28 protein-coding genes and 2 pseudogenes are annotated in these 25113 nt (G+C 66.9%); 12 read left to right on the forward strand and 18 right to left on the reverse strand.

Going from position 1 to position 25113, the window contains the following annotated elements; translation table 11 throughout:
• The first annotated feature begins 7 nt into the window (after positions 1-7).
• The 4 genes from N4S67_RS04445 to N4S67_RS04460 all read left to right on the forward strand — a co-directional run bounded on the left by N4S67_RS04445 (position 8) and on the right by N4S67_RS04460 (position 2164).
• Complete coding sequence (locus N4S67_RS04445) at positions 8-841, forward strand: sulfurtransferase (RefSeq protein WP_260991694.1); 834 nt, start codon at positions 8-10, stop codon at positions 839-841.
• Between the two features lies 1 nt (position 842).
• Positions 843-1145, forward strand: coding sequence for a DUF1416 domain-containing protein (locus tag N4S67_RS04450; RefSeq protein WP_024448701.1), 303 nt, complete (start codon positions 843-845; stop codon positions 1143-1145).
• 84 nt (positions 1146-1229) lie between these two features.
• Positions 1230-1904 (forward strand): FABP family protein, encoded by a 675-nt coding sequence (locus tag N4S67_RS04455; RefSeq protein ID WP_260991695.1) that lies wholly within the window; start codon positions 1230-1232, stop codon positions 1902-1904.
• Positions 1904-2164, forward strand: coding sequence for a hypothetical protein (locus tag N4S67_RS04460; protein ID WP_260992054.1), 261 nt, complete (start codon positions 1904-1906; stop codon positions 2162-2164). Before N4S67_RS04455 ends, N4S67_RS04460 begins: the two co-directional genes overlap by 1 nt.
• Here N4S67_RS04460 and N4S67_RS04465 read toward each other — a convergent pair.
• Both N4S67_RS04465 and N4S67_RS04470 read right to left on the reverse strand, forming a co-directional pair.
• Positions 2161-3000: an ABC transporter substrate-binding protein gene (locus tag N4S67_RS04465; RefSeq protein WP_260991696.1), complete on the reverse strand. Its 840-nt coding sequence runs from the start codon at positions 2998-3000 to the stop codon at positions 2161-2163. The two genes, N4S67_RS04460 and N4S67_RS04465, sit on opposite strands and share 4 nt — an antisense overlap.
• Before the next feature lie 282 nt (positions 3001-3282).
• Positions 3283-4161, reverse strand: a complete 879-nt coding sequence (locus tag N4S67_RS04470; protein WP_260991697.1) for an aminodeoxychorismate lyase — start codon at positions 4159-4161, stop codon at positions 3283-3285.
• 64 nt (positions 4162-4225) lie between these two features.
• Between N4S67_RS04470 and ygfZ the strand changes: the two genes are divergently transcribed.
• Together ygfZ and N4S67_RS04480 are read left to right on the forward strand one after the other, a co-directional pair.
• The gene (gene ygfZ / locus N4S67_RS04475) at positions 4226-5287 is read left to right on the forward strand and encodes a CAF17-like 4Fe-4S cluster assembly/insertion protein YgfZ (protein ID WP_260991698.1); all 1062 of its coding nucleotides are present in this window, start codon (positions 4226-4228) and stop codon (positions 5285-5287) included.
• 127 nt (positions 5288-5414) lie between these two features.
• The gene (locus tag N4S67_RS04480; RefSeq protein WP_260991699.1) at positions 5415-5585 is read left to right on the forward strand and encodes a DUF3073 domain-containing protein; all 171 of its coding nucleotides are present in this window, start codon (positions 5415-5417) and stop codon (positions 5583-5585) included.
• A 2-nt stretch (positions 5586-5587) separates the two neighbouring features.
• On the opposite strand, the gene purM is transcribed toward N4S67_RS04480, so the two are convergent.
• Positions 5588-6661, reverse strand: a complete 1074-nt coding sequence (gene purM, locus N4S67_RS04485) for a phosphoribosylformylglycinamidine cyclo-ligase (RefSeq protein ID WP_260991700.1) — start codon at positions 6659-6661, stop codon at positions 5588-5590.
• Between the two features lie 72 nt (positions 6662-6733).
• Between purM and N4S67_RS04490 the strand changes: the two genes are divergently transcribed.
• Together N4S67_RS04490 and N4S67_RS04495 are read left to right on the forward strand one after the other, a co-directional pair.
• On the forward strand, positions 6734-7168 hold the full coding sequence (locus N4S67_RS04490) for a cupin (RefSeq protein WP_260991701.1): 435 nt from the start codon (positions 6734-6736) through the stop codon (positions 7166-7168).
• Positions 7169-7192: 24 nt separating this feature from the next.
• Positions 7193-8155: an NAD(P)H-binding protein gene (locus N4S67_RS04495; RefSeq protein ID WP_260991702.1), complete on the forward strand. Its 963-nt coding sequence runs from the start codon at positions 7193-7195 to the stop codon at positions 8153-8155.
• Here N4S67_RS04495 and purF read toward each other — a convergent pair.
• Positions 8152-9684, reverse strand: coding sequence for an amidophosphoribosyltransferase (gene purF / locus N4S67_RS04500; protein WP_260991703.1), 1533 nt, complete (start codon positions 9682-9684; stop codon positions 8152-8154). The two genes, N4S67_RS04495 and purF, sit on opposite strands and share 4 nt — an antisense overlap.
• Positions 9685-10033: 349 nt before the next feature.
• A complete protein-coding gene (locus tag N4S67_RS04505) occupies positions 10034-10426 on the reverse strand; it encodes a sterol carrier family protein (RefSeq protein WP_260991704.1) in 393 nt (130 codons plus the stop codon).
• A 16-nt stretch (positions 10427-10442) separates the two neighbouring features.
• On the opposite strand from N4S67_RS04505, the gene N4S67_RS04510 reads away from it, so the two are divergent.
• Together N4S67_RS04510 and N4S67_RS04515 are read left to right on the forward strand one after the other, a co-directional pair.
• On the forward strand, positions 10443-11642 hold the full coding sequence (locus N4S67_RS04510) for an MCE family protein (protein WP_260991705.1): 1200 nt from the start codon (positions 10443-10445) through the stop codon (positions 11640-11642).
• Between the two features lie 41 nt (positions 11643-11683).
• Positions 11684-12106, forward strand: a complete 423-nt coding sequence (locus N4S67_RS04515; protein ID WP_260991706.1) for a PPOX class F420-dependent oxidoreductase — start codon at positions 11684-11686, stop codon at positions 12104-12106.
• On the opposite strand, the gene N4S67_RS04520 is transcribed toward N4S67_RS04515, so the two are convergent.
• The 6 genes and pseudogenes from N4S67_RS04520 to N4S67_RS04545 form a co-directional block, all read right to left on the reverse strand.
• Entirely contained in the window at positions 12076-12717 is a 642-nt protein-coding gene (locus N4S67_RS04520; RefSeq protein ID WP_260991707.1) for an Rv0804 family intramembrane glutamic endopeptidase, read from the reverse strand. The genes N4S67_RS04515 and N4S67_RS04520 overlap by 31 nt on opposite strands.
• Positions 12717-14440: pseudogene (locus N4S67_RS04525) on the reverse strand (alpha/beta hydrolase). The gene N4S67_RS04520 and the pseudogene N4S67_RS04525 overlap by 1 nt, the downstream one beginning before the upstream one ends.
• Positions 14437-16749 (reverse strand): phosphoribosylformylglycinamidine synthase subunit PurL, encoded by a 2313-nt coding sequence (purL, locus tag N4S67_RS04530; protein WP_260992055.1) that lies wholly within the window; start codon positions 16747-16749, stop codon positions 14437-14439. The pseudogene N4S67_RS04525 and the gene purL overlap by 4 nt, the downstream one beginning before the upstream one ends.
• An 8-nt stretch (positions 16750-16757) precedes the next feature.
• On the reverse strand, positions 16758-17123 hold the full coding sequence (locus N4S67_RS04535) for a hypothetical protein (protein WP_260991708.1): 366 nt from the start codon (positions 17121-17123) through the stop codon (positions 16758-16760).
• 59 nt (positions 17124-17182) lie between these two features.
• On the reverse strand, positions 17183-17530 hold the full coding sequence (locus N4S67_RS04540) for a VOC family protein (RefSeq protein ID WP_260991709.1): 348 nt from the start codon (positions 17528-17530) through the stop codon (positions 17183-17185).
• Between the two features lie 14 nt (positions 17531-17544).
• Positions 17545-18804: a M18 family aminopeptidase gene (locus N4S67_RS04545; protein WP_260991710.1), complete on the reverse strand. Its 1260-nt coding sequence runs from the start codon at positions 18802-18804 to the stop codon at positions 17545-17547.
• Between the two features lie 49 nt (positions 18805-18853).
• Here N4S67_RS04545 and N4S67_RS04550 point away from each other — a divergent pair.
• Positions 18854-18997 (forward strand): annotated as a pseudogene (locus tag N4S67_RS04550) (Dyp-type peroxidase); the annotation flags it as partial.
• A 12-nt stretch (positions 18998-19009) separates the two neighbouring features.
• Here N4S67_RS04550 and N4S67_RS04555 read toward each other — a convergent pair.
• From N4S67_RS04555 to N4S67_RS04585, 7 genes are all read right to left on the reverse strand, one after another.
• Positions 19010-20197, reverse strand: coding sequence for a hypothetical protein (locus N4S67_RS04555; protein WP_260991711.1), 1188 nt, complete (start codon positions 20195-20197; stop codon positions 19010-19012).
• Between the two features lie 128 nt (positions 20198-20325).
• A complete protein-coding gene (locus N4S67_RS04560; protein WP_260991712.1) occupies positions 20326-21063 on the reverse strand; it encodes a hypothetical protein in 738 nt (245 codons plus the stop codon).
• Positions 21063-22397 (reverse strand): WXG100 family type VII secretion target, encoded by a 1335-nt coding sequence (locus N4S67_RS04565; protein WP_260991713.1) that lies wholly within the window; start codon positions 22395-22397, stop codon positions 21063-21065. The genes N4S67_RS04560 and N4S67_RS04565 overlap by 1 nt, the downstream gene beginning before the upstream one ends.
• Positions 22398-22400: 3 nt before the next feature.
• Positions 22401-22685 (reverse strand): type VII secretion target, encoded by a 285-nt coding sequence (locus N4S67_RS04570; protein WP_260991714.1) that lies wholly within the window; start codon positions 22683-22685, stop codon positions 22401-22403.
• 111 nt (positions 22686-22796) lie between these two features.
• The gene (gene purQ / locus N4S67_RS04575; RefSeq protein WP_260991715.1) at positions 22797-23471 is read right to left on the reverse strand and encodes a phosphoribosylformylglycinamidine synthase subunit PurQ; all 675 of its coding nucleotides are present in this window, start codon (positions 23469-23471) and stop codon (positions 22797-22799) included.
• Positions 23468-23707, reverse strand: a complete 240-nt coding sequence (gene purS, locus N4S67_RS04580) for a phosphoribosylformylglycinamidine synthase subunit PurS (protein ID WP_260992056.1) — start codon at positions 23705-23707, stop codon at positions 23468-23470. The genes purQ and purS overlap by 4 nt, the downstream gene beginning before the upstream one ends.
• Positions 23708-23743: 36 nt before the next feature.
• Positions 23744-24409, reverse strand: coding sequence for an ATPase (locus N4S67_RS04585; protein ID WP_390893213.1), 666 nt, complete (start codon positions 24407-24409; stop codon positions 23744-23746).
• Between the two features lie 44 nt (positions 24410-24453).
• On the opposite strand from N4S67_RS04585, the gene N4S67_RS04590 reads away from it, so the two are divergent.
• Entirely contained in the window at positions 24454-25107 is a 654-nt protein-coding gene (locus tag N4S67_RS04590) for an MBL fold metallo-hydrolase (protein WP_260991717.1), read from the forward strand.
• The last annotated feature ends 6 nt before the right edge of the window (positions 25108-25113 follow it).

Below are 25113 nucleotides of genomic sequence, written 5' to 3' on the forward strand. Positions count from 1 at the left end.
TTCATTCATGGCACGTTCTGATGTGCTGGTCACCACCGAGTGGGCGGAGAGCAATCTCAACGCCCCCAACACCGTTTTCGTCGAGGTCGATGAGGACACCAGCGCCTACGACGGCGGCCACATCGAGGGAGCTGTGCGGCTGGACTGGAAGGCGGATCTGCAGGACCCTGTGCGCCGCGACTTCGTCGACGCCCAACAGTTCTCGAAGCTGCTCAGCGACCGCGGGATCTCCAACGACGACACCGTGATCCTCTACGGCGGCAACAACAACTGGTTCGCCGCGTACGCCTACTGGTACTTCAAGCTCTACGGCCACGACAAGGTCAAGCTGCTCGACGGCGGCCGCAAGAAGTGGGAGCTCGACGGCCGTCCGCTGTCGAGCGACCCGGTGACCCGCCCGGCCACCAGCTACACAGCCAAGCAGCCCGACAACAGCATCCGCGCCTTCCGCGACGAGGTCATCGCGGCCATCAACACCAAGAACCTGGTCGACGTCCGTTCGCCGGACGAGTTCTCCGGCAAGATCCTGGCTCCCGCGCACTTGCCGCAGGAACAGAGTCAACGCCCGGGGCATATCCCCGGCGCCATCAACGTTCCGTGGAGCAAGGCGGCCAACGAGGACGGGACCTTCAAGTCCGATGAGGACCTGGCCAAGCTGTACGCCGAGGCGGGCCTGGACGGTGAGAAGGAAACCATCGCGTACTGCCGGATCGGTGAGCGCTCGTCGCACACCTGGTTCGTACTGCAAGAGCTGTTGGGACATCAGAACGTCAAGAATTACGACGGCAGTTGGACGGAATACGGCTCCCTCGTGGGGGCCCCGATCGAGTTGGGAAGTTGATATGTGCTCTGCACCGAAGCAAGGCCTGACGTTGCCTGCCAGCGTCGACCTCGAAAAAGAGACGGTGATCACCGGCCGTGTTGTCGACGGCTCCGGTCAGGCGGTCGGCGGTGCCTTCGTGCGCCTGCTGGACAGCTCTGACGAGTTCACCGCCGAGGTCGTCGCGTCGGCGACCGGTGATTTCCGGTTCTTTGCCGCTCCCGGGACGTGGACGCTGCGTGCGCTCTCGCCCGCGGGCAACGGTGACGCCAGCGTCGCACCGTCGGGCGCAGGCATCCACGAGGTCGACGTCAAGGTCGCCTGAGCCGCTGACAAGGCCCGCCACTAGAATCGCCTGCGTGGTGTTGTTCTTTGAGCTTCTGCTGGTGGCGGCCACCGTGGTCATTACGTGGTTCGCGCTGTATGCGTTGTACCGGCTGATCACCGACGAGTCGTGACCTCCGGCGACGAGGCCGTCGCCGCCGCAGCCGAACGGGCCAAGATCACGGCGGCGCGCAACATTCCGGCGTTCTCCGACCTGCCGGCGCCGACGGACACCGCCAATCTTCGTGAGGGCGCGAACCTGTCCGACGAACTGTTGGCGCTGCTGCCGCTCGTCGGGGTCTGGCGCGGTGAGGGCGAAGGACGTGGCACCGACGGCGATTACCGGTTCGGCCAGCAGATCGTCGTATCCCACGACGGCGGCGACTATCTGATCTGGGAGGCGCGCTCGTGGCGGCTGACCAAGGACGGCGAGTACGACCAGCCCTCGTTGCGCGAGTCGGGCTTCTGGCGATTCGTCAACGACCCGAACGATCCATCCGAGTCGCAGGCCATCGAACTGCTGCTGGCCCATTCGGCCGGTTACGTCGAATTGTTCTACGGCCGCCCGCGCAACCAATCGTCGTGGGAGTTGGTCACCGACGCATTGGCGCGCAGCAAGTCAGGGGTGCTGGTCGGCGGCGCCAAACGGCTCTACGGCATCGTCGAGGGCGGCGACCTGGCATATGTGGAGGAACGCGTCGACGCCGACGGTGGTCTGGTGCCGCATCTGTCGGCCCGGCTCGCGAGGTTCGTCGGATGATGCGGGCGCTTGTGCTGGCCGCAGGCATCGCTGCGGCAGGGCTCCTGGCGGGGTGTTCGTCCGACAGCGATTCGACGGAGCAGACCACGACCACCACGCAAGCCCCAGCGGGCCATGGCTCGTTGGCGCAATGCCTGACCGAGCATGGCGTGCCCGCAGCGCCGGGCCCGTCCGCAGGACCGCCGCCGGGGGTCTCCGAGCAGGCCTGGAACGACGCCATGCAGTCGTGCTCGTCGCTTGCTCCCGGCCCCGCGGGCTAGCGCAGCACCGGTGCGCGGCCCTCGTCGACCAGCCAGACCTCTTGCAGTTGCGCCAGGCTGCCGTCCTCGCGAAGCCGATCAACGGCCCACGACACACATCTGGTGAGTGGGCTGCTCTTGTCCAGCACAACCCCGAACTGTTCGACATCGCTTGTCGCGCCGGGCAGTTGACCGACCATGAGACCATCGCGCAATTCGTTGGCGACCGCGAAGGCAGTCGGCAGATCCGTGACCAACGCGTCGACGCCACCGGTGGTCAACGCCATCTTCGCGTCGGTGTTGGTGTTGTACACCTCGACGTCGCCCCCGATCGACGTGGCGGCGGTATGGCTAGTGGTGCCGACCTGCACGCCGAGCTTGAGCGTCCTGAGCGCGGCGAGCGTCTTCACGCCGGCCGCCGGCGACGACCTGACCGTGACCACGGCCTGCGTCACGTCGAAATAGGGCGAGGAGAAATCAACCGCTGCCTTGCGCTGATCGGTGATCGAGAATTCAGTGAGGTTGGCGTCGAACGTCTTCGGGCCCGGTGCAAGCGCTGCGTTGAACGGCACGCGCACCCAGCGGACCTCGTCTCTGGCGTAGCCGAGCCTGATCGCGACCGCATAAGCAACTGCGGACTCGAATCCCTCGCCGTTGGAGGGATCGTCGCCCATGTACCACGGCGGGTACACCGGCTGGTCCGTGCCGAAGGTGAAGATGCCCGCGTAGAGGGTGCCGAGCGCGTCCTTGTGACAGTCGTCGTATGTGTCGGCGGCGTCCCGTTCGGCGACAGGCGCGCAGGCGGTCAGCACCGCCGCGCTCACCACCGCCAGCCACACCGGGCCTGTGCGCGGCATCGTCACCCACGGGGCGGACCGACGCCAGACATGGTGCGACCCCCGAGCCGACGTTCCACAGTTGGACAAAACCGTAGGGCTCGGGGGTCGGGTGACTGCGGGGAATTCGCCAGCGCGCGCGGATCGCGGTGAGCGTTGCGCTCGTTCCCCGGCGCTGCTAGCTCGCAGCCACCTCACATGTCCATAAGTCATTCAATTTCTCGGACCACCTCCCTTCTTGTGTACGAGCGACGGTACCCGCGCACAAACGCGGCGACAACCAATTTCTCAGCCATTACGCGCTCAGCGATCGCTGACGATCGCGGCGTCGACGAGTTGCGCAAGATCACGCGCCAACGGCGCAGGTGGCAGCGGCGCACCGTCCAAGGTGTGCACCCTGGCCGCCAGCGTGATGCTCGACACCAGCCAGACGCCCTGTGCGGCAACTAGATCCGTGACCCGCAATCTGCGGTAGTCGCAGTCGTACCCTTTGTTGCGAGCCACCTCGAACAGGGCGCGCTGCGTCGTGCCGCGCAGAATCGGATACCAGGGCGGCGGGGTGAGCAGTGTCGGGTTGCCGTCGACAGTCGTCGCGATCACCACCGTGGAGCGCGGCCCCTCGAGCACGTAACCGTCGGTGCCGACGAAGATCACGTCCGATGCGCCCTGGCGCTCCGCGTGCCGCAGTGCGGCCATGTTGATCGCGTACGACAGGGTCTTTGCGCCCGCCAGCAGCCACGGCATGTCGTCGGCACCCTCGGCGGTCAGCCCGCGCGGCAGGGTCACGGCCGCGACGCCCTTGCTGCGCGCCTCGGCCACCCGCGCCGGCAGGTCGCCGATGGTCGCGTACGCGGTCGGCGGTGAGCCGCCTTCGCGACCACGGCTGTACACCAGTCGCAGCACGCCCTCGCCGCCGCCGTCGGCCAGCCACTTGCCGACCGCGGCGTCCACGGCCGAACGCCACTGCGGCAGGTCCGGCGCCGGCAGGTCGGTCAGCTTCGCCGAGTGCGTCAGCCTCGCGAGGTGCGCCTCGAGCAGACACGGCCTGCGGTCGCGGACCAACAACGTCTCGAAGACGCCGTCGCCACGGACGGCGGCCAGGTCGTCGGCGTACAGCAGGGGCGCCGAGGGATCGTGCAGTTCACCATCGAGGGTCACCACGACCGCGGGTTGCGTCGCCATGGCCCAGAAGCGTAGCGCCCGGCGGCGGGCGCGAAGCGAGGAGCAGTGACCGTAGAGTTGAAGCATGTCCGCTGTTCCCGCCCCTGAAACCGGACCCGACGCCGGAGCCGTCTGGCACTACGGCGACCCGTTCGGCGAGCAGCGCGCCGCGGCGAACGACGCCGTGGTGGTGGACCGCTCGCACCGGGCCGCCCTGACCCTCACCGGTGGCGACCGGAAATCCTGGCTGCACAACATCTCCACCCAGCACGTCAGCGACCTGCCTGACGGCGCGGTGACCGAGAATTTGAGCCTCGACGGGCAGGGCCGTGTCGAAGATCACTGGCTGCAGACTCAGCTCGACGGCCTCACAGTGCTCGACACCGAACCGTCGCGCGGCGAGCCGTTGCTGACCTATCTGCAGCGGATGGTGTTCTGGTCCGACGTCGCGGTCGAAGCAGCGGACCTCGCGGTTTTGTCGCTGCTCGGTCCCCGCCTGACCGACGTCGCGGAGACCCTGAATGTCGGTCCTCTACCAGCGGAGTTGAGCGCCGTTGCGCTGCCCGACGGCGGGTTCCTGCGCCGCCTGCACGGCGTCGAGATGGACCTCGTCGTACCGCGCGAGCAGGCCGCGCACTGGAAGAAGCGGCTGACCGACGCCGGAGTGCGACCGGCCGGTGTATGGGCCTACGAGGCGCATCGGGTAGCGGCCCGCAGAGCCCGTCTCGGCGTCGACACCGACGAACGGACGATCCCGCACGAGGTCGGCTGGATCGGGTCAGCGGTGCACCTCGACAAGGGCTGCTACCGCGGGCAGGAGACGGTGGCCCGAGTGCACAACCTCGGAAAACCGCCAAGGATGCTGGTGTTGCTGCAGCTCGACGGCTCGGCCGAGCGTCCGTCGACGGGCGACCCGGTGCTGGCCGCCGGCCGCACCGTGGGCCGACTCGGCACGGTGGTCGATCATGTCGACGAGGGCCCGATCGCTCTCGCCCTGGTCAAGCGCGGCCTGCCCGCAGACACCGAACTGACCACGGGCGGCGAACAAGAGGTGGCCGCCGTCATCGACGTCGGGTCGTTGCCGCCGCCTGATGTCGCCGGTGCCGGGCGCCGCGCGGTGGAACAGCTGCGAGGTGGCGCGCGTTGACTGCCACGTGACCCTGCCAGCACACGACAGCCAGGCACGGTAAAGTGTCGGCAGGACGATAAATGACACTCAGATCGGAGCCGCCTGTACGTTGGGCCGCTCCGTTATTGCGCGAGGGGGTACCCCCATGGGCCGCGGCCGGGCGAAGGCAAAGCAGACCAAGGTTGCTCGTGAGCTCAAGTACAGCTCACCGCAGACCGATTTCGAGCGGCTTCAGCGCGAGCTGGCGGGCGCCGACGATTTCAACGGCGCCGATCCGGTAGCCGACGAAATAGACGACGACGACTGGCGGCGTTAGCCCTAAAAGCGCGGGTGCTGGCCCACGAGCTCGGCTCGGGGGCTGTCTTTGCCGCCCTTCTTGACCGTTCCCACGGTCCAGCAGTTGAGATGGCGGGCGGTCAGCACGGCCAGCGCCCTATCGGTGTCCTCGGGAGCCACGACGGCAACCATCCCGATGCCCATGTTGAACGTCTTCTCCATCTCGGCGCGCTCGACGCGTCCACGCTGGGCAATCATGCCGAACACCGGAGCGGGTGTCCATGTGCCGCGGTCGATTTCGGCCACCAGCCCGTGCGGGACCACCCGCTCGAGGTTGCCCGCCAGGCCGCCGCCGGTGATGTGGCAGAAGGTGCGCACCTGAGTCTCGGCGATCAGCGCAAGGCAGTCCTTGGCGTAGATCCGCGTCGGCTCCAGCAGTTCTTCGCCCAGAGTGCGGCCGAACTCCTCGACGTGCCCGGCGAGGTTCATTCGGTCGATCTCGAGCAGCACTTTGCGCGCCAGTGAGTAACCGTTGGAGTGCAGACCGGTCGACGCCATCGCGATGATCACGTCACCCGGCTTGACGCGGTCGGGGCCCAAGACGTCGTCGGCCTCCACCACCCCGACGCCGGTCGCCGAGATGTCGTAGTGGTCGGGCGCCATCAAGCCGGGATGTTCCGCGGTCTCCCCGCCCAACAGGGCGCAGCCCGACAACACACAGCCCTCGGCGATGCCGGCGACGATTTGACCGACCCGTTCGGGCACTGTGCGGCCGACCGCGATGTAGTCCTGGAGGAACAGCGGTTCGGCGCCGCACACCACGAGGTCGTCGACGACCATGGCCACCAGGTCGATGCCGACCGTGTCGTGTTTGTCCATGGCCTGGGCGACGGCGAGCTTGGTGCCCACCCCGTCCGTCGACGATGCGAGGACGGGCTCGCGATAGCCGCCGCGCAGGGCGAACAGTCCGGCGAACCCGCCCAAACCACCGCGGACCTCGGGTCTGGTGGCCTTGTTGGCCAGCGGTTTGAGGAGTTCGACGGCTCGGTCGCCGGCTTCGATGTCGACCCCGGCCGACGCGTAGGAGATGCCGGCAGGTTCGGCGCTTTCGGTCATCGCGAGTAAGGCTACCGGTGTTGGCCGCGCGTCGGTACGTGCGTGCGGCCCCTGTGTGCGAACCTGGCCACCATGACGACGCTTCGCTGGCTTGCGCTTCTCATGACGGCGATCGGTGCGCCGTGGACGCTGACCCCCGCGACGGCGTTCGCCACCCCGAGCTCCGGCGTCGAGGCGGTGACGCTGTCGCAGGCGACGGTCGACGGGATCGACTACATCACCCGTGAGATCACCATCGCCCCTGGCGGCAGCACCGGCTGGCACTACCACGACGGGCAGGTGTACGGCGTCATCCGGGCAGGCACGCTCACCCACGACGCGGCGAACTGCACCCGCGACGGCGTCTACGCCGTCGGGGCGCCCATCACCGAGGCCAGCGGACCGAGCAACGTGCATGTCGGGCGCAACCTGGAGTCCGTGCCGCTCAAGATGTGGGTGCTCTACATCAAACCCACGGGCGTTCCGCTCGCTGTGGATACGCCCGACCCCGGTTGCGCGTTTGCCTGACCGGGAACGGGGCATCTCCCGTAGATGGCCGCTGACGGAATTCGCTGTTTGGTGACGGGGGCGACCGGCTATATCGGCGGCCGGTTGATCCCGCATCTGCTTGACCGCGGCTACGCGGTGCGGGCCTTGGCGCGCAACCCGGACAAGCTCGACGACCGGCCATGGCGTGATCGGATCGACATCGCCTGCGGTGACCTCAGCGACGCCGACTCGTTGAGCGCGGCATTCGAGGGCATGGACGTCGTCTACTACCTCGTGCATTCCATGGGCACGGAGAAGAACTTCGAGCAAGCCGAAGCGGAATCGGCGCGCAATGTGGTCGAGGCAGCGCGTCGTGCAGGCGTCAGACGCCTGGTGTACTTGGGCGGTCTGCACCCGCAAAAAGACGACCTGTCGCCGCACCTGCGCTCGCGCGCCGCGGTCGGCGACGCCCTCATCGAATCCGGCATCGAGGCCGTCGTGCTGCAGGCCGGTATCGTGATCGGTTCGGGGTCAGCGTCTTTCGAGATGATCCGCCATCTGACAAATCGCCTGCCCGCGATGACCACGCCCAAGTGGGTGCACAACAAGATCCAGCCGATCGCTGCCCGCGACGTCCTGCACTATCTGGCCGAGGCCGCCACCGTCACGGTGCCGTCGTCGCGCACGTGGGACGTCGGCGGACCGGACGTCTTCGAATACGGCGAGGCCATGCAAGTCTATGCCGAGGTGGCAGGCCTGCGACGGCGGCTGATGATCGTATTGCCTTGGCTCACACCGACTATCGCGAGTTGGTGGATCGGCGTTGTGACTCCGATGCCCGGCGGACTTGCGCGACCGCTGATCGAGTCGCTGGAGGTCGACGCGGTGATGGGCGAACACGACATCGACGACATCATCGCGCCGCCGGAAGGCGGCCTGACGTCGTATCGGGATGCTGTCGCCGAGGCGCTGCGGGATGGACCGCTGCCCAGCGATCCGAGCTGGGCCCGCGTCGGCCGCAGTTAGGGCCGGCGCAACGCCGAGGCGTTGTCGTTGTCGGCCTGCAGAGGAATGCCGGTGCGCGCCGCCGTCGCCAGCATGTGCTCGATGACGTTCTTGCCCAATGCCGTTTCTCCGGGCAGCTCGATCGGGTAGACGCCGTCGAAGCACGCCGAGCACAGCCGCGAGGCCGGCTGCTCGGTCGCGGCGATCATTCCGTGCTGCGAGATGTAGCCGAGGGTGTCGGCGCCGATCGCGTGGCGCACCGCTTCGAGCATCTCGCCTTCGTTCCCTCCGTTGCTGGAGGCGTTGGCGATGAGTTCGGCGGGGGTGGCGAAGTCGATGCCGTAGAAACACGGCCATCTCACCGGCGGCGACGCGATGCGCACGTGCACCTCGACCGCGCCCGCTTCACGCAGCATCCGGATCAGTGCGCGCTGGGTGTTGCCGCGGACGATGGAGTCGTCGACGACGATCAGCCGCTTGCCTCGGATTACTTCCTTGAGCGGGTTGAGCTTGAGCCGGATGCCCAGCTGCCGGATGGTCTGCGACGGTTGGATGAACGTGCGCCCGACATAGGCGTTCTTCATCAGGCCCTGCCCGAACGGGATTCCGGACTCCTGTGCGTAACCGACGGCTGCGGGCGTGCCCGACTCCGGCACCCCGATCACCAGGTCCGCGTCGACGGGCTTCTCACGTGCCAGCCGGCGGCCGATGTCGACGCGGGTGCCGTGCACCGACCGGCCGGCGATCGTGCTGTCCGGTCGGGCCAGGTAGACGTACTCGAATACGCAGCCCTTCGGCTCGGGGTTCGCGAACCGCGTCGAGCGCACTCCGTCGGCGTCGATGGCCAACAGCTCCCCCGGCTCGATGTCGCGGACGAAGGAGGCGCCGACGATGTCGAGGGCTGCCGTCTCCGATGCGACCACCCAGCCGCGGTCCAGCCGTCCCAACGACAGCGGCCGCACACCGTAGGGGTCGCGCGCGGCGTACAAAGTGTTCTCGTCCATGAACGTCAGGCAGAACGCGCCGCGGACCGTCGGCAGGAGTTCGAGGGCGGCCTGCTCCAGCGTCGAATCGACGGCGCCGTGGGCCAGCAGTGCACCGAGAATGTCGGAGTCGGTGGTCGCCGCAGGTGCGCCGCGCCTACCGATCAGGCCCGCCTCGCGGGCACGCCCTGCGAGTTCAGCGGCGTTGACGAGGTTGCCGTTATGGCCCAGCGCCACACCCGTGCCTGCCGCGGTGTTGCGGAACACCGGCTGCGCGTTTTCCCAGGTGGTAGAGCCGGTGGTCGAGTACCGGCAGTGGCCGATCGCGACATGGCCGTCCATCGCAGCCAGCGTCTGCTCGTCGAACACCTGACTGACAAGGCCTAGATCTTTGAAAACGAGCACCTGCGAACCGTCCGCGACCGCGATGCCCGCCGCCTCCTGGCCGCGGTGCTGCAGCGCGTACAAGCCGTAGTAGCTGAGCTTCGCGACGTCTTCACCCGGCGCCCAGACGCCGAATACGCCGCATTCTTCACGCGGCTCTTGATCGGTCTGCGGGCCGGTCACAATATGGCTGCTCCCAGGGCGGATTGGGTAGACGCGTTCAGTCTACGGTCATCACGGGTTGAACTGGAGAATGCATCGGTGGTGTCGCCTTAGGAACAACAGCAGCCGACCGCAATAAATTTCAGGCCCAAGCCTCACGACTCAGCCCGGCTTTCGGCTCCAAGCCGTCGCCTCCGCCCGGCGACACCGCATCCGCACCTGCGTTCGCGCAGCTCAGCCTCCCGATACGGGGTAGCCGGCCACCTTCGCATCGTCGCAAGCGCCGCGAGTATTCGATCGCCGGCCACGTCACTGCGGCACCGCAGCGCTTGACCCACCTCGTCGTCGACGCCGGCGGACTGTGGCGAAACTAACCGTCCAGGGGCACCAGCGGCAGCCAGCGCGCGATCTCGCCAGCCCGCCCGCCGGACAGCTGCATCGCCCCACTCGCGGTCGCGTCGTCGGAGTCCAGCAGCCCCGTCGCCAGCAGCAACCACGTGCGCGGATCGGTCTCCACCACGTTGGGCGGATTGCCGCGCCGGTGGGCCGGACCCGAAATGCACTGCACCGCAACGAAAGGCGGCACTCGCACTTCGACACTCGAGCCTGGCGCGTTGTCCGCAAGTGTGCGGGCCGTCAGCCGCACCGCGTCGGCCAGTTGGGCGCGCGAAGGCGCGGAGCTGTTCTCGTCGCGCAGCCAGCTTTCGATCGCTCGGACTGCGGCGCGGGTCTTCGTCGGATCGGCACTACGCCGTGCGGCCATACCTTAGGGTCTCAAAGTGTTTGTCGACCGCCACCGGCCACCGTACAAGGTGGCCGGCGTGGTGCTCCTGACCATCACCGCTGCCGTCGGCGCGCTGATCTTCCTCCAGTTCCGCGGCGACCTGACCCGCAAGGAACAGCTGACGCTGCTGTCGTCGCGCGCCGGACTGGTCGTCGATCCCGGTTCGAAGGTGACCTACAACGGCGTGGAGATCGGCCGTGTGGCCCAGGTCGGCCTGGTCGATATCGACGGCGTCCAGAAGGCCAAGCTGACGCTCGACGTCGATCCGCACTACCTGACGTTCATCCCCGCCAACGTCGACGCGCAGATCCGGGCAACCACGGTGTTCGGCAACAAGTACATCTCGTTCAGCTCACCGGAACACCCTGCCACTGCTCGGATTTCGAATCGCGACGTCATCGACGCCTCGTCGGTGACGACCGAGTTCAATACGCTGTTCGAGGCGGTCACCCAGATCGCCGAGCGGGTGGATCCGATCAAGTTGAACCAGACCCTGTCGGCGACGGCCGAAGCGCTGACCGGACTCGGCGACGAATTCGGCGAGTCACTGCTCAACGGCAACAAGATCCTCGCTGACGTGAATCCGAAGATGCCGCAGATCCGTCGTGACAATCAAGCGCTGGCTCGTCTGGCCGATGTGTATGCCGACGCATCGCCGGAGGTGTGGGACGGGATCGACAACGCCGTGCGCACCGCGCAGGCCCTCAACCACCACCGCGGCGACCTCGACGCGGCACTGATGGCCGCAGTCGGCATCGCCGGCAATGCCGAGGCCTTCGATCGCGCCGGACCGTATCTGGCGCGGGGCGCCAAGGACCTGGTGCCGACGACACAGCTTCTCGACGAGTACCAGGGGGAGATCTTCTGCTCGATCCGCAAGTTCAACCAGGTGCAGCCACGCGTCGCGAAGACGTTGGGCGGCAACGGGTATTCGCTCACCGGCGGCGGGGTCCTGGCGGGTGCGGCCAACCCCTACGTCTATCCCGACAACCTGCCGAGAGTGAACGCCCGCGGCGGCCCCGAGGGCCGGCCCGGCTGCTGGCAGGACATCACCCGCGAGCTGTACCCCGCGCCGTATCTGGTGATGGACACCGGTGCGAGCATCGCGCCGTACAACCATCTCGAGCTCGGCCAGCCGCTGTTCATCGATTACGTGTGGGGCCGCCAGATCGGTGAGCTGACGATCAATCCGTGAGTGTTGACGTCAACTACCGTTGAGGTTTTACGTTGGGCGGCATGACGTTCAAACCGCACGAAATCGACTATCTGCGCAAGGCCGACCTCGGCCGGCTGGCCACCGTTCAACGCGACGGCACACCGCAGAACAGCCCGGTGGGCTTTGCCTACAACGAGGAACTCGGCACCATCGACATCGCCGGCTACGGGATGTCGAAGAGCCAGAAGTTCCGCAACATCGCCCACCAACGCAAGGTGGCTTTCGTCGTCGACGACATCGCGTCACGCGACCCTTGGCGGGTGCGATGTCTCGAAATCCGGGGCATCGCAGAGCAAGCTGAGGTACCGCCGTCCCGCGGTGGCGCGGGCGACCAACTCGACACCGCGATCATCCGCATCACGCCCCGCCGGATAATCAGCTTCGGCATCGACGATCTGGACAGCGAACCTCATCAACTGGTCGCAGATATTCGAGACGTTTGAGTCCTTCGGCGCTGGACGTACAGCGCTGCGACGGCGGCCGTCTGGTTGACGGCCAGGTGCGCGAGCATCGGCGCGATCACGCTGCCGCTGCGGGCGTACAACCAACCGAATCCCCACCCGGCGGCACCCGTGACCACAACGGTGCCTGCCACGGGGTTCTTCGTGATGCGCGCGTCCATGATGTGCCACAGGCCGAACGCGACAGCCTGCAAGAGCCGCCCACCGGCGGTGCCGAACGCCCGCTCGGACTCGGTGCCCAGGATCGCGCGGTAGGCGACTTCCTCGGGCCAGACGGTGCCCAGCGGAATGTCGAGCAACATCCAGCGGGCCGGGCGCGCGGGCAACTCACGCGCGGCCATCCCCGCCCGCACTGACGGGACAAGCGTGGTCGCGGCCACCCCGAGCGCCAACAGTGCGCCCGCGGCGAGGCCATGGCGCACGCCAGACCACAGCTCCGGAGGGCGCAGCCCCAGCGGCGGCCGGGCAAGCGCATACAGGCCGGTGCCCAACGCGGCGCTCTGCGCCGGGTGAAACCGCACGCGCGGCGCGACGAAACTCCAGCCCACCATCGCGGCGGCAATGGCGAAGGCACGAATCTGGCTGCTGTGCATCAGTATTCGGGTCCATCCTCGGACTCGGTCTTCTTCAGTGCGACACGGATACGTTCGGTGTCCCCGGCAGTCCAGCCGTTCGGCGGCGCGACAGCCGCCCAGCCGTCGAGCACGAAGTCGCCGTAGTTGTGCCCATGGCCTCCCGGCACCGATCCCGCATTGGTCATGTCCGCGGCCACCTGCCAGAACGTGACGATCGGATACCACCGCATCGAGGCCGGACGGTCGCGGCCGGCCGGCTCGCGCAGCCAATCAGGGCGGTTGAACAACAGATCCTGCGACCACCACACGATCGGGTCCGACGGGTGCTGGAGGAACAGCACCCGGGTGCCCTCCCACGGAGGGCTGGCATCAGCGGCGATGTCGGCCGCGTCGGTGCCCTGCGAGAAGCGCACTGTGCGCCCGTTGTCGTACCGCGGCTCGACTTCGGGGGTCCCCGGGTCGCGCCGTTCGGTGATCGCCCGCCACAGCGGACTCGCGTTCGGCGGGCCCACCCACAGCACCGACGAGAAGCCCATCTGCGAGACGTCGGGCAGCCACCCGAAGGCGCCCTGGCCCGCCATCGAGCCGAGGCTCTCGCCGTAGAGCAAGAGTTTCGGCCGCCGGTCGGGCGGCAGCTCTTGCCACCGCTGATGAATCGCGTCGATCATCATGCGGCCTGACTCCATCGACTTCTGCTGGTCGCCGAGGAATGAAATCCAGCTGGGCAGATAGGAATACTGCGATCCGACCATCGCGGTGTCGCCGTTGTACATCAACTCCAGTGAGCGTGCCGCGACGGGGTTGATCCACCCGGTGCCGGTGGTCGGAACGATCACCAGCAGCTTGCGGTCGAACGCGCCGGTACGTTCGAGTTCGCTGAGCAGCACCGCCATGCGTTGCTCATCGGTCTCGGCGGTCTGCAGGCCGACGTACACCCGAATCGGCTCTTTGGCCGGTGCACCGTTGACCGCAGCCAGTTCGGCGGCGTCGGGTCCGCTGGCCACGAAATTCCTACCCTGAAAGCCCAGCGTGTCCCACTCCGCGAAAGAGTCTGGGCTGCCCGACCTTTCGAACTGCTGCGGCTGGACGATGCCCTCCCGGGTGGTGGTGTTCTGAGGCTGGAACACCCGGTTCGCCCCGGCCAGGAACCCTCGGACCAGCACGCCGTTGACCAACGTGAGCACCAAAACCACCACGATCGCGGTGCCGATGAACAGCGCCATCTCGTCGTGCAGATGCCACCGCCGGATGAGAAGCGCGCCATCGTCTTGATGACATCCAGAAGGATGCGCGACAAGGCGACGCACACGCCGCCGACGAGCACCGCGATGAGCAGCGTGCGCAGATAGCCGAGCGTGTTCGGGCCCTCGATGCCCATCACCGCCGACACCTGTCGCTGCCACGCAGCCGCGGGAATCAGCATCAGCACGCTGGCGGTGGCGGACCCGACCACCGTCACGGTCTTGAGCACCCACAGCACCCGCCTCGAGGGAGGCCACCAATCCCGTCGGCGCAGCACGAACCGTCGCACCATCCGTCCGACGAAAACACCTATGCCGTAACCAATTGCCGCGTTCACGCCGCCGATCAGGCCTTGGAACAACCAATCACGCGGCAAGAGCGACGGAGTCAGCGACAGGCAGAAGAACAGCGCGCCGACCGCGACGCCGACGAAGTCGAGTTTGACCAGGCTCCACGCCCAGACGGGAAAGCGGTGTCGTTCGCGGACCGGCGCGGTCACCCGAACAACCCGGGAAGCACGCCCTCCGACGTGCTGCGCAGGTCCTCTAACGTCACCGTGAACATGCCCTGTACCTCAACCGCATCGCTACCCTGATCCACGACGCCAACGCGGGTGACCGGCAGCCCACGGGCCTCGCACATGGAGCGGAAACGGCTCTCCTCGGTGCGTGGAACCGCGACGAGGGCTCGGCCGGCCGACTCGGAGAAGAGCGTGACGAACGGATCGAAGCCCTCGGGAATCAATATGCGGCAACCGGTTTCGCCCGTCAGGGCAGCCTCCACGACGGCCTGGATGAGCCCGCCCTCGGACAGGTCGTGCGCGGCCGACACCAGTCCGTCCCGGGACGCCGAGGCCAATACCTCCGCGAGGAGCTTCTCGCGCGCCAGGTCGACCTTCGGCGGCAGCCCACCGAGATGGTCGGCGGTGACTTGCGCCCAGATCGAGCCGTCGAACTCGTCGCGGGTGTCGCCGAGCAGCAGCAGTGTTTCGCCCGGTTCGGTACCCAATCCGGTCGGAATGCGTCGGCGAACGTCTTCCAAGACACCGAGCACGCCGACGACAGGCGTCGGCAGGATCGGTGTGCTGCCGGTCTGGTTGTAAAAGCTGACGTTCCCGCCCGTAACCGGAATACCAAGGGCCGCACAACCGTCGGCGAGACCTCGTACGGCCTGACTGAATTGCCACATCACGCCGGGGTCCTCGGGCGAGCCGAAGTTCAGGCAGTTGGTCACCGCGACGGGCGCGGCGCCGGTGACCGCGACGTTGCGGTAGGCCTCGGCCAGCGCGAGTTGCGCACCGGTGTACGGGTCCAGGACCGTGTAGCGGCCCGACGCGTCGGTGGAGATGGCGACGCCACGGCCGGTGCTCTCGTCGACCCGCAGGACGCCCCCGTCGGCGTCTTCGGCCAGCACGGTGTTGCCGCGCACATAGCGGTCGTACTGCTCGGTGATGAAGGCCCGGCTGCACAGGTGCGGGCTGCCAAGCAGCGCAAGCAAAGTCGCCTTGAGCTCATCTCCCGACGTGGGCCGGGGCAGCGCGGCCGACGTGTCGGCGTTCAATGCGTCCTGGCTGTCGGGGCGTTGGACGGGGCGCTCGTAAACCGGACCTTCGTGGGCCACTGTGCGCGGCGGCACGTCGACCACCGTTTCGCCGTGCCAGGTGATCTGCAGGCGGTCGCCGTCGGTGACCTCGCCGATGACGGTGGCCAGCACCTCCCACTTGCGGCAGACGGCGAGGAACGAGTCGACGTTCTCCGGTGTGACGACCGCGCACATGCGTTCCTGCGACTCACTGGACAGCACCTCGGCGGGGGTCATGTTGGCCGCGCGCAACGGCACGGTGTCCAGTTCGATGCGCATTCCGCCATCACCGGCCGACGCGAGTTCTGAAGTAGCGCACGATAATCCGGCGCCACCGAGATCCTGAATGCCGACCACCAGTCCGTTGGCGTACAGCTCGAGACAGCACTCTATGAGCACCTTCTCCATGAAGGGGTCGCCGACCTGGACCGAGGGCAGCTTCTTGCGTCCGGGTCCGCCGCCCTCGTCACCGCCGAAGGTCTCCGACGCCAGCACCGACACACCGCCGATGCCGTCGAGTCCGGTGCGTGCGCCGAACAGGATGATCTTGTTGCCTGTGCCCGAGGCGAACGCCAGATGCAGATCCTCCTTGCGCAGAACGCCGACGCACAGCGCGTTGACCAGAGGGTTGCCGGCGTAGGACGGGTCGAAGACCGTTTCGCCGCCGATGTTGGGCAGCCCCAGCGAGTTTCCGTAGCCGCCGATGCCGCGCACCACGCCGTCGAGTACACGTCGGGTGTCGGGTGCGTCGGCCGCTCCGAACCTGAGCTGGTCCATCACCGCGACGGGCCGGGCGCCCATCGCCATGATGTCGCGCACGATGCCTCCGACACCGGTCGCCGCGCCCTGATAGGGCTCCACATACGACGGATGGTTGTGCGACTCCACCTTGAAGGTGACCGCCCAGCCGTCGCCGATGTCGACGACGCCGGCGTTCTCACCGATGCCGGCCAGGATGCCTGCTCGCATCTCGTCGGTGGTGGTCTCACCGAAGTAGCGAAGATGCACCTTGGACGACTTGTAGGAGCAGTGCTCACTCCACATCACCGAGTACATCGCCAATTCGGCGTCGGTGGGCCTGCGGCCGAGGATGTCGCGGATCCGCTGATACTCGTCGTCCTTGAGCCCGAGCTCGCGGTACGGCTGCGGCGTGTCGGGGGAGGCGGCGGCGTGGTCGACGGTGTCGACGTGTGGACCTGGATCGACGGTATCGACCCCTTGGGTCAGCCCGGACGTCACCCGGACAGTCTAGTTGTGCCGTCGCCGCGGTTCGTGTCGACGCTCCCGGCGGCGAACTTTGCGGCCATGGCGACCGCGGCAGCGACGACGAACAGCATCGCGGCAGCTTTGGCCGCCGTCATCACCCCGGCCGCCCGCATGGCCAGTGGTCGTTCGCAGGCGGCCAGCGCGTCCGGGACCGGCCGCAACTTTCTGGCATATTGCCAGGTGACCGAGTCGGTCAGCGCGCCGCAGTTGTCGACGCCCCGAAGCAGCAGATAGATCGCCACACCGGCCGCCGCAACGCCTGCGACGGCGACCACTCGTCCGGCGATGGCCACACCCCGCGGGAACGCGCTCGCCGGTGAACGGGGTCGGCTCATCTTCTCGACGGTACCGAGCAGAGCCTGGCTGGGTTCGGCTCAGCGCATCACGTAGGGCGTCAGGCTTCGGCCACGCAGAACGCGTTGCCAGCCGGATCGGCCAGCACCACCCAGCGGAACGCGTCGCCGAAGGAGTGTCTACCGGTTTCCTGAGCGCCCAGGTCGGTCAGCCGCTTGACCTCCACCTCCACGTCGGGGGCGGTGAAGTCGATGTGCAGCTTGTTCTTGCCGGGCGTCGGGTCGTCGACCTTCTGGAACGCCAACCCGGGCCCGTCCGAGCGCGCAAGGATGACGAATTCGCCTGGGGCGACGGGGTGGACCTCACCACCGACCGCATCAGCCCACCACTGCGCAAGCGAGTCCGGATCGGTGCTGTCGAACGTGATGTTCTCGAACTTCAGTGCCATGGGCTGACCCTAGATCAGGCCGGTGACAAGAACGCCTGAAGTGCCGCGGAGTAGGCGCCGACGTCGTCGGCGCCCATGATCTCGCGCGCCGAATGCATGGCTAGCTGGGCCGCGCCGACGTCGACGGTCGGTATCCCGGTGCCGGCAGCGGTCATCGGCCCGATCGTCGACCCGCAGGGCAGATCGGCGCGGTGCTCGTAGCGCTGGAGCGGCACGCCGGCCTGCGCGCATGCCAATGCGAACGCTGCGGCCGTGCGTCCGTCGGTGGCGTAGCGCAGGTTCGGCTGCACCTTCAGTACGGGCCCCCCGTTGACCTCGATCAGGTGACTCGGTTCGTGACGCTCCGGGTAGTTCGGGTGGGTGGCGTGCGCCATGTCGCCGGAGGCCACCATCGAGCCCGACAGCCGACGCAGGAAGTCTTCGCGGCCCCCTCCCTCGGCCAGCGTGATGCGCTCCAGCACCGTCAGCAGCAGATCGGACTGCGCGCCGTGATCGGACTGCGAGCCGACTTCTTCGTGGTCGAACAGCACCAACACGGGTACGTGGTCAGTCGGCTCGACGGCCACGAACGCCTCCATTCCCGCGTAACACGTGGCCAGGTTGTCCAGGCGCGGCGCGCTGAGCAGCTCGCGGCGAGCGCCGACGAGTGCGGACGGGGTCAGGTCGTGGGTCATCAGGTCCGCGCCGAGTACGTCGTCGGCTGCGACCCCCGCTTTCTCGGCGACGTAGCCGACAAACGACAGCGACCCGCTGCCGACGCCCCACACCGCGTTGACGTGGCGCTGGGGGTTGAGCTCCACTGCTTTGCGGTCCTCGGCCAGATGAATGGCCAGCTGCGGCACCCGCAGGATCGGGTCGTCGATGCGCACCAGCCTGTGCTCGACGGTGTTGCCGTCCCGGATCGACAGCCGGCCACTGACGCCCAGGTCACGATCCAGCCAGGAGTTCAACCAGGCGCCGCCGTAGGGCTGCAGTGCGACGACCTGCCAGCCGGCGACGAACCGATCGGGATGCTGTTTGACCCGCAGGTTGGGGCTGTCGGTATGGGCACCGACGATGCGAAACGGCACCGAACGGCTGTCCGCGTCGGTCCGCCAGGCGATCAGGGAACCGGCCCGCACCGTGAAGAAGCGCCCAGTGGCCGGCCAGGCATCGGATTCGGCCACCTCGCGGTAGCCCGTGGCGCGCAGCCTTTCGGCGACCGTCGCGCAGGCGTGGAACGGCGAGGGCGATGCGTCGATGAACTCACACAGACCGTGGGGGCTGGCTGCCATCCCTTCATCTTCGCGGGTGTTTCAAGATCAGTGGCGCTAGGGTCCACTTGTGCCCGATATCCAGCCGGTGCTCGCGCTTCTGACGCCGGCTGCCATCTTCCTGGTGGTCACCATCGTCGAGGGCCGCGAGTCGACGGTGCCTGATGCGCTGCCGGACATGTCAGGTTTGGTGCGGGCCATCGGTTTCCGGGACCGAGCGTGCTGATCAACTCGGTGCGACCAGCGAGAACAGTTTGTCGTCCGCGCGCTGAACCAGCGTGGTGTGCACCCGCCACACCTCTTTAGCCTCATCCGGTGTTGAAGCCGGGATGGACCACAATGTCTGGCACGTTGCCAGGTCGACGCCTTGTGCCGGCCCGTCCCCGCCGAGTGCGACGGCCACCTCACCGTCGGAGCCGATGTAGTAAGACCCGAGGCTGTTGCCTTCGCAAGTCCTGCCGGCTTCGCCGGTGCGCAGATCGAATTGTTCCCAGACCTGATTCTTTGCGTCGGTCGCGACGTAGAACCTCGATCCGATCAGACGGGCTTCGACCGCCGGGATCGACGGCATCAAACGGAGAAGTTGTCGGCCGTCGATCGTGATGACGATGCGCTCGGTTCTGGTCTGGACCATGGGAAAGTCGAGAGAACCGCCCTCCAGCGTGCCGCCCGATGCCGGCTCACTGAGCATCGTGCCCGTGTCATCGAAGAAAGCCACTCGCTGCCTCGTGAAGTCGCCTTCGGGGGTGAACTCGTATCCGAAGCCGCCGGGATAGACGACGGCTCGTCCAAGCTGATTACCTTGCGGCAAGTCGGCTTTCACGATTGTGCCGTCGACGACAGAGAACACCACATCGGCGACCCCGCCACTGCCCTGGACCGCGAGTGTCGACGGAACGACGTCGCGACCCGGTGTTGTGAACTGGGTCGACAGTAGTCCGTCACCCGGTACGAACCAGGTCAGTTCGCCGCGGGGCCCTACGCCGTGCACTCCTCTACCGCTGACCGTCGCAATCGCGAAGTCACCGATCTGTTCGAGACGAGGCTTATCCTGCGCACCGGCGACCCGCAGATCGGTCGGTCCGTCGTAGGTCAGCTTGCCCGACGATGTATCGACCACCCACGCCGTTGACGGCCCGTTGAGATCGGGTCCCTGCCGCACGCAGAGAACCAGAGGTGGCCCGTTGACGTGACAATTGAAATCCGTTGCGTCGTCGGCTGGCCCGAGTCGCACCGGTCCGAAGGCCCGCCGGCCGTTGGTCAGATCAATGCCGAGCAGCCACCAGCCATCGCCGGCGATGCCCAGGAACACTCCTCGATCGCCGATGTTGCCGATCGGCCGAACCACCGTGCCTGCCGGGAGCCCGAGCTCTTTGACTGTCGTGGTCCATCCCGGTACGGGCTGTTGGCGCATCGACGACGACAGGAGCGTTTGTTGCGGGAAGCCAGGCGGTTCAACTCTCGGCTGTCCTTCCGTTGTGTTGCCCGCGCAGCTGACCAACGCCAGCAAGGTGAGCCCGACCAAAAGTGAACGCCGAACCGTCATTTCGCATCCCGAAATTGCGCATCGAGTCGTTCGACGGCTCGACCGTCAGCAAGCTCCTCACGGTGTTCCGGATGCCGCCAGTAGAAACACAACGATTCGCGCAGCGCGTGGCCACCAGGTGTATACCAGTCGGACGGAAGTACTCGAGTCCGCCCGTCTGCGGTCGTGATGTAGGTGGTTCCGGTGCGATGACGCGCCTTCGGCGGCCTATCGGCGATATCCGCAACATCGTCCCAAGATCGCTCGACCGAGGTCAATGTGTTACCCACCTCGATGCCGTCAGTCGTCATCCGGAGATAACTCGTCCCGCGGCGCCTGATGATCTGCCGAAGACTGAACAGACCCAACAGAACCGCTGCGGCGCAGACGATCACGAGGTATCTCTCGTTGCCGCGCGGCACGGCAATGTCGATCATGTCCAGGGGCGCGAAAATGGCATAGATCGCCATCGAGACGAACGCGCCCAATGTCGAAGCCACTTGATACCCGTCCACCTTCCGGTCCGGCCGCACGGTGACTCCGCCTTGGTCGCGCGTCACACGCGGTGTCACTTTGCGCATCGCGACCGTCGCCAGCATCACAACCAGCCCCAGAGTGAACAACGCGAATCCGAACGCGACGACGGCCGACAGGAACTCGGTGCGCTCGACGAAGATGAACGCCCACGCGACACAGAAGGCTCCGAACGGCCCGAAGACGATGCACAGGAACGCCGTAGCTACTGACGTTTTCACTATCCACACATCGCGTTTCCGACCAGCTTGCCCACATAGCCGAAGATGAAGCCGCCCGCGACGTTGGCGCCCATAGCGGCGAACGGGCCGACCCCCGGGACGGCGCCCACGGCTATCGAGGTGGCGATTCCTCCTGCAAGTCCGATGCCCCCGGACCACTTCGCAACGCACTGGTCGAAGGGCGTGTCCGCCATCTGGTGGGTGAGAACCGCCTGCGCTAGGCCCATCGCCGGCCCCGCGTACTTCGCACCCGCCTTGAGCCCGTCGAGCACAGGCTCGCTCATTCCGACGATGCCCCGGCCCGCCTGTACCTCCAAACCCGAGAAGGGTGCCGCGGCAAGTGTCGGCAGCGGGTCCTGGAAGAACGAATCGGGCAACACGGCGTGTCGTCCATCAGCCGTGGTGCAGCTGCCGGAACGCGTCCCGTCAGCGTTTTGCGAAATGGTGATCTGCGTTCCGCCGGCGTACCACACCTCGGTCAACGTGCCGCCGTCCTCCCGAGGAGTGGTCATGGTCTCGGACACGAAGTTGCCGTTCTTGTCGGTGTGGACGACCTTGAGCGTCCCCGCGGGGTAGACCTGCTGACTCGGCAAGCCCTGATCCACGTACCTCGTCTCCACGTGCGTGCTGCCGTCGAGCATGGTAGTCGTGGTGATCTCGTTGCCGTCTTTGTCGACAGTATGGGTGACTTCACGGACCGTGGTGGCCATGTCTTGAGCAAGAGCGGCCTTCTGGAACTCCTCGCCCTCGGGCGTCGCTGGGTTCGGTACGTCGTCGCCTGGCGGCGGCGTCACCGGCGTAGGCGATCCGGGAATGTCCTCGAAGTGCATGCCCTGCGCCCTCGCCAGGATAAGTTGCTGCGCCGTCCAATCGTCGGCCTTGCCCACGGCGAGCAATAGGCGGTTGATGTCGGCTTGCGCAGCCTCCGCTTGCCTCTGCAATTCGGCTGCTTTGTCAGCCGACATTCCGGCGGGGTCGATCATCACCACCCACTGATCGGTCACGCGCAGTTCGGTTGCGTCGATTTCGGCGGCCCTATTCAGCAGCGCGGTCCTCGCAGCAGCGAGGGACGCACTCCCGCTGCGTAATGCGTTTCCGAATGCCTCCGCATAGTTCTTGAATTTCGATGCCCGGTCGGTGGCCCGGCCGAACATCGCGGCAGCGGCATCGTGTGCCTGCCCCGCCCACCCCCGCGACTCGGGCATCCTGTCGATTCGGTCGTCAAGGTCGCGCACCGCTTGGTAAATCGAGTCCCCCGATGCTGTGATGGACGCCGCCGCGGACGCCAACGATTCAGGGTTCCAGCCTTGCAGTCGCGAACGTGAGGGCAGCACCGTTCAGAAGAGATTTCCGAAGGTGCCGGCGAGCGCAGAATCATCCACTTCATACCGGTCTCCGGCACCGCGGACCGCCGCGCTCATGGCCGAAATGTCCTCGACGAGGTCTTTCCCGACCAGCCCCAGATGAGCGCCGATCTGCCGAGCGGCCCATTGCGTATCGGACCCGGGCACTCCGTCGGCCGATGCCGTAGCAACGCCTTCAACGTCTAGTCCGCTGATCGTCGCTGCAGCGGCGTCCACTTGCTCGGCGAAGGCCCGCAACACCTCAGGATCGACTAACACTGAACCCCCGTAGCCCTTTTCGACGTGGCAGCACACACCAACACGAATCGAACCTAACACCGGCTGCCCGACGCGCAGCGCACCAATTTGCGCAAGCTCGCAGCAAAGGCGCTAGGCGGCCAGGACCACGTCCAGCGCGGAGTAGAACAGGCCGAGGCCGTCGTCGGACGGTCCGGTCAACGCCTCGGTGGCGTGCTCGGGATGCGGCATCAGGCCGACGACGCGACCGTTGGCCGAGCAGATTCCGGCGATGTCGCGCTGCGAACCGTTGGGGTTGTCGCGGTAGCGGAACACCACGCGGCCCTCACCCTCGAGCTCGTCGAGCACCTGCTCACTCGCCACATAGCGGCCTTCGCCGGACTTCAGCGGCACCAGGATGTCCGCGCCCAGTTCGAAGCGCGACGTCCACGCCGACGAGTTCGACGCCACCTGCAACCAGATGTCGCGGCAGACGAAATGCAGTCCCGCGTTGCGTGTCAACGCACCCGGCAGCAGGCCGGCCTCACAGAGAACCTGGAATCCGTTGCAAATACCCAAGACCGGAAGACCCTGCTCGGCGGCCCGAATGACTTCGCCCATCACCGGCGCGAACTTCGCGATCGCACCCGCACGCAGATAGTCGCCGTAGGAGAATCCTCCGGGCACCACCACGGCGTCGACGTTCTTGATATCGGCGTCGGCGTGCCACAGGCTGACCGCCTCAGCGCCTGCCAGCCGGACCGCCCGCGCCGCATCGATGTCGTCGAGCGTTCCCGGGAATGTGATCACCCCCACACGGGCCGTCAAGATTGCTCCCTGGTTACAGACCAGTCCTCGATGACGGTGTTCGCCAACAGCGATTCGGCGATCTCACTGAGCGTGTCGTCGTCGATGCTGTCATCGACCTCGAGCTCAAATCGCTTGCCCTGCCGGACATCCGATACACCGTTGAAGCCAAGACGACCCAGTGCGCCGACGATCGCCTGCCCCTGCGGGTCGAGGATCTCGGCCTTGGGCATCACATGCACCACCACCCTTGCCACGGCGACAACTGTACCGGCGGTCATGTCGACCGCGCCTTACCGGCACGAACCGATATACGCGCTGCACAGCGGTGCCGCCATCGCCGCGAAAACTGTCGCGTCGGACACCGCGGGCCATTCGACCGCGGGCGGCAGGGACGACCACATCGCCAGCTCGACGACGGTGGCGCTGTCGGGGTCGGCCAACAGGTACTCGTGCATGACCTGATCACCGGAAACGCTGATCACCGCGGCGATGCGCTGCCGATCGCTGGTGGTCACCGATGGGGACGCCGCCGGAGCTGTCGCCGCGCAGGAGTCGAACCGGGCCCGGGCGGCGTCCAGCGTCGCCATCGCCACCGGACCGGCATGGGCGACGTCGCCGCGCCAGTGCAGCACCTGCACCAGCAGGTTCCACTGCCCCGGCGGCTGCAACACCACCGAACGCTCGGCTACCACGTGGTGGCGGGGATCCCGGCCCGCAGGCGGGCTCTGGCACAGCGCCTCGAAGCCGAAGCGCGGCGACGGCGCGGTCACCGCGAGCCCAGCCAACCCAGGCCAGCGGTAAACGGAGTTCAGCGGTATCGAGGCCGGCGACATCCACGCGGAGTCCGGAATGGCGTCACAGAAGGGTGGGCACACACCCGGCACGGCTCCGGCGGCGGGCGCAGGCGCGATCGCCATTCCCCAGGCCACCGCGACCACGGCCAGCATCAATCGCACCTAACATCAACCCCCTGCGCCCCCGTGCGCGCCACAATATAGGCATGCAATTGACGCATTTCGGCCATTCATGCCTCCTCGCGGACTTCGGCACCGAATCCGGCGATCGAGCCACGATCCTGTTCGATCCGGGCACGTTCTCGCAGGGATTCGAGGGCATCACCGGGCTTTCGGCCATCCTGATCACCCATCAACACCCCGACCACGCCGACACCGAACGGCTCCCGGCCCTACTCGACGCCAATCCGCAGGCCGCGCTCTACGCCGATCCGCAGACCGCTGAGCAACTCGGCGGCCGGTGGCGCGCCGTGCACGCCGGCGACGAATTCACCGTCGGACATCTACAGGTGCGCGGCGTCGGCGGCCGGCACGCGGTGATCCACCCCGAGCTTCCGGAGATCGACAACATCTCGTACCTCGTCGGCGACGGGCACCACCCAGCCAAGCTGATGCACCCGGGCGACGCATTGCACACCCCCGGCGAACCCGTCGATGTACTGGCGGCCCCCGCTGCTGCGCCGTGGATGAAGATCTCCGAAGCGGTCGACTACCTGCGCGCCGTCGCACCGACCCATGCTGTGCCCATCCACCAGGCGATCATCGATCCCAGCGCCCGAGGCATCTATCACGGGCGTCTCGCCGAGATGACCGACACCGACTTCCAGGTGCTGGACATCGAGCAAGGCACAGAGTTCTGAGCGACA

The organism is Mycobacterium deserti, from assembly GCF_025345615.1.
Classification (GTDB): domain Bacteria; phylum Actinomycetota; class Actinomycetes; order Mycobacteriales; family Mycobacteriaceae; genus Mycobacterium; species Mycobacterium deserti.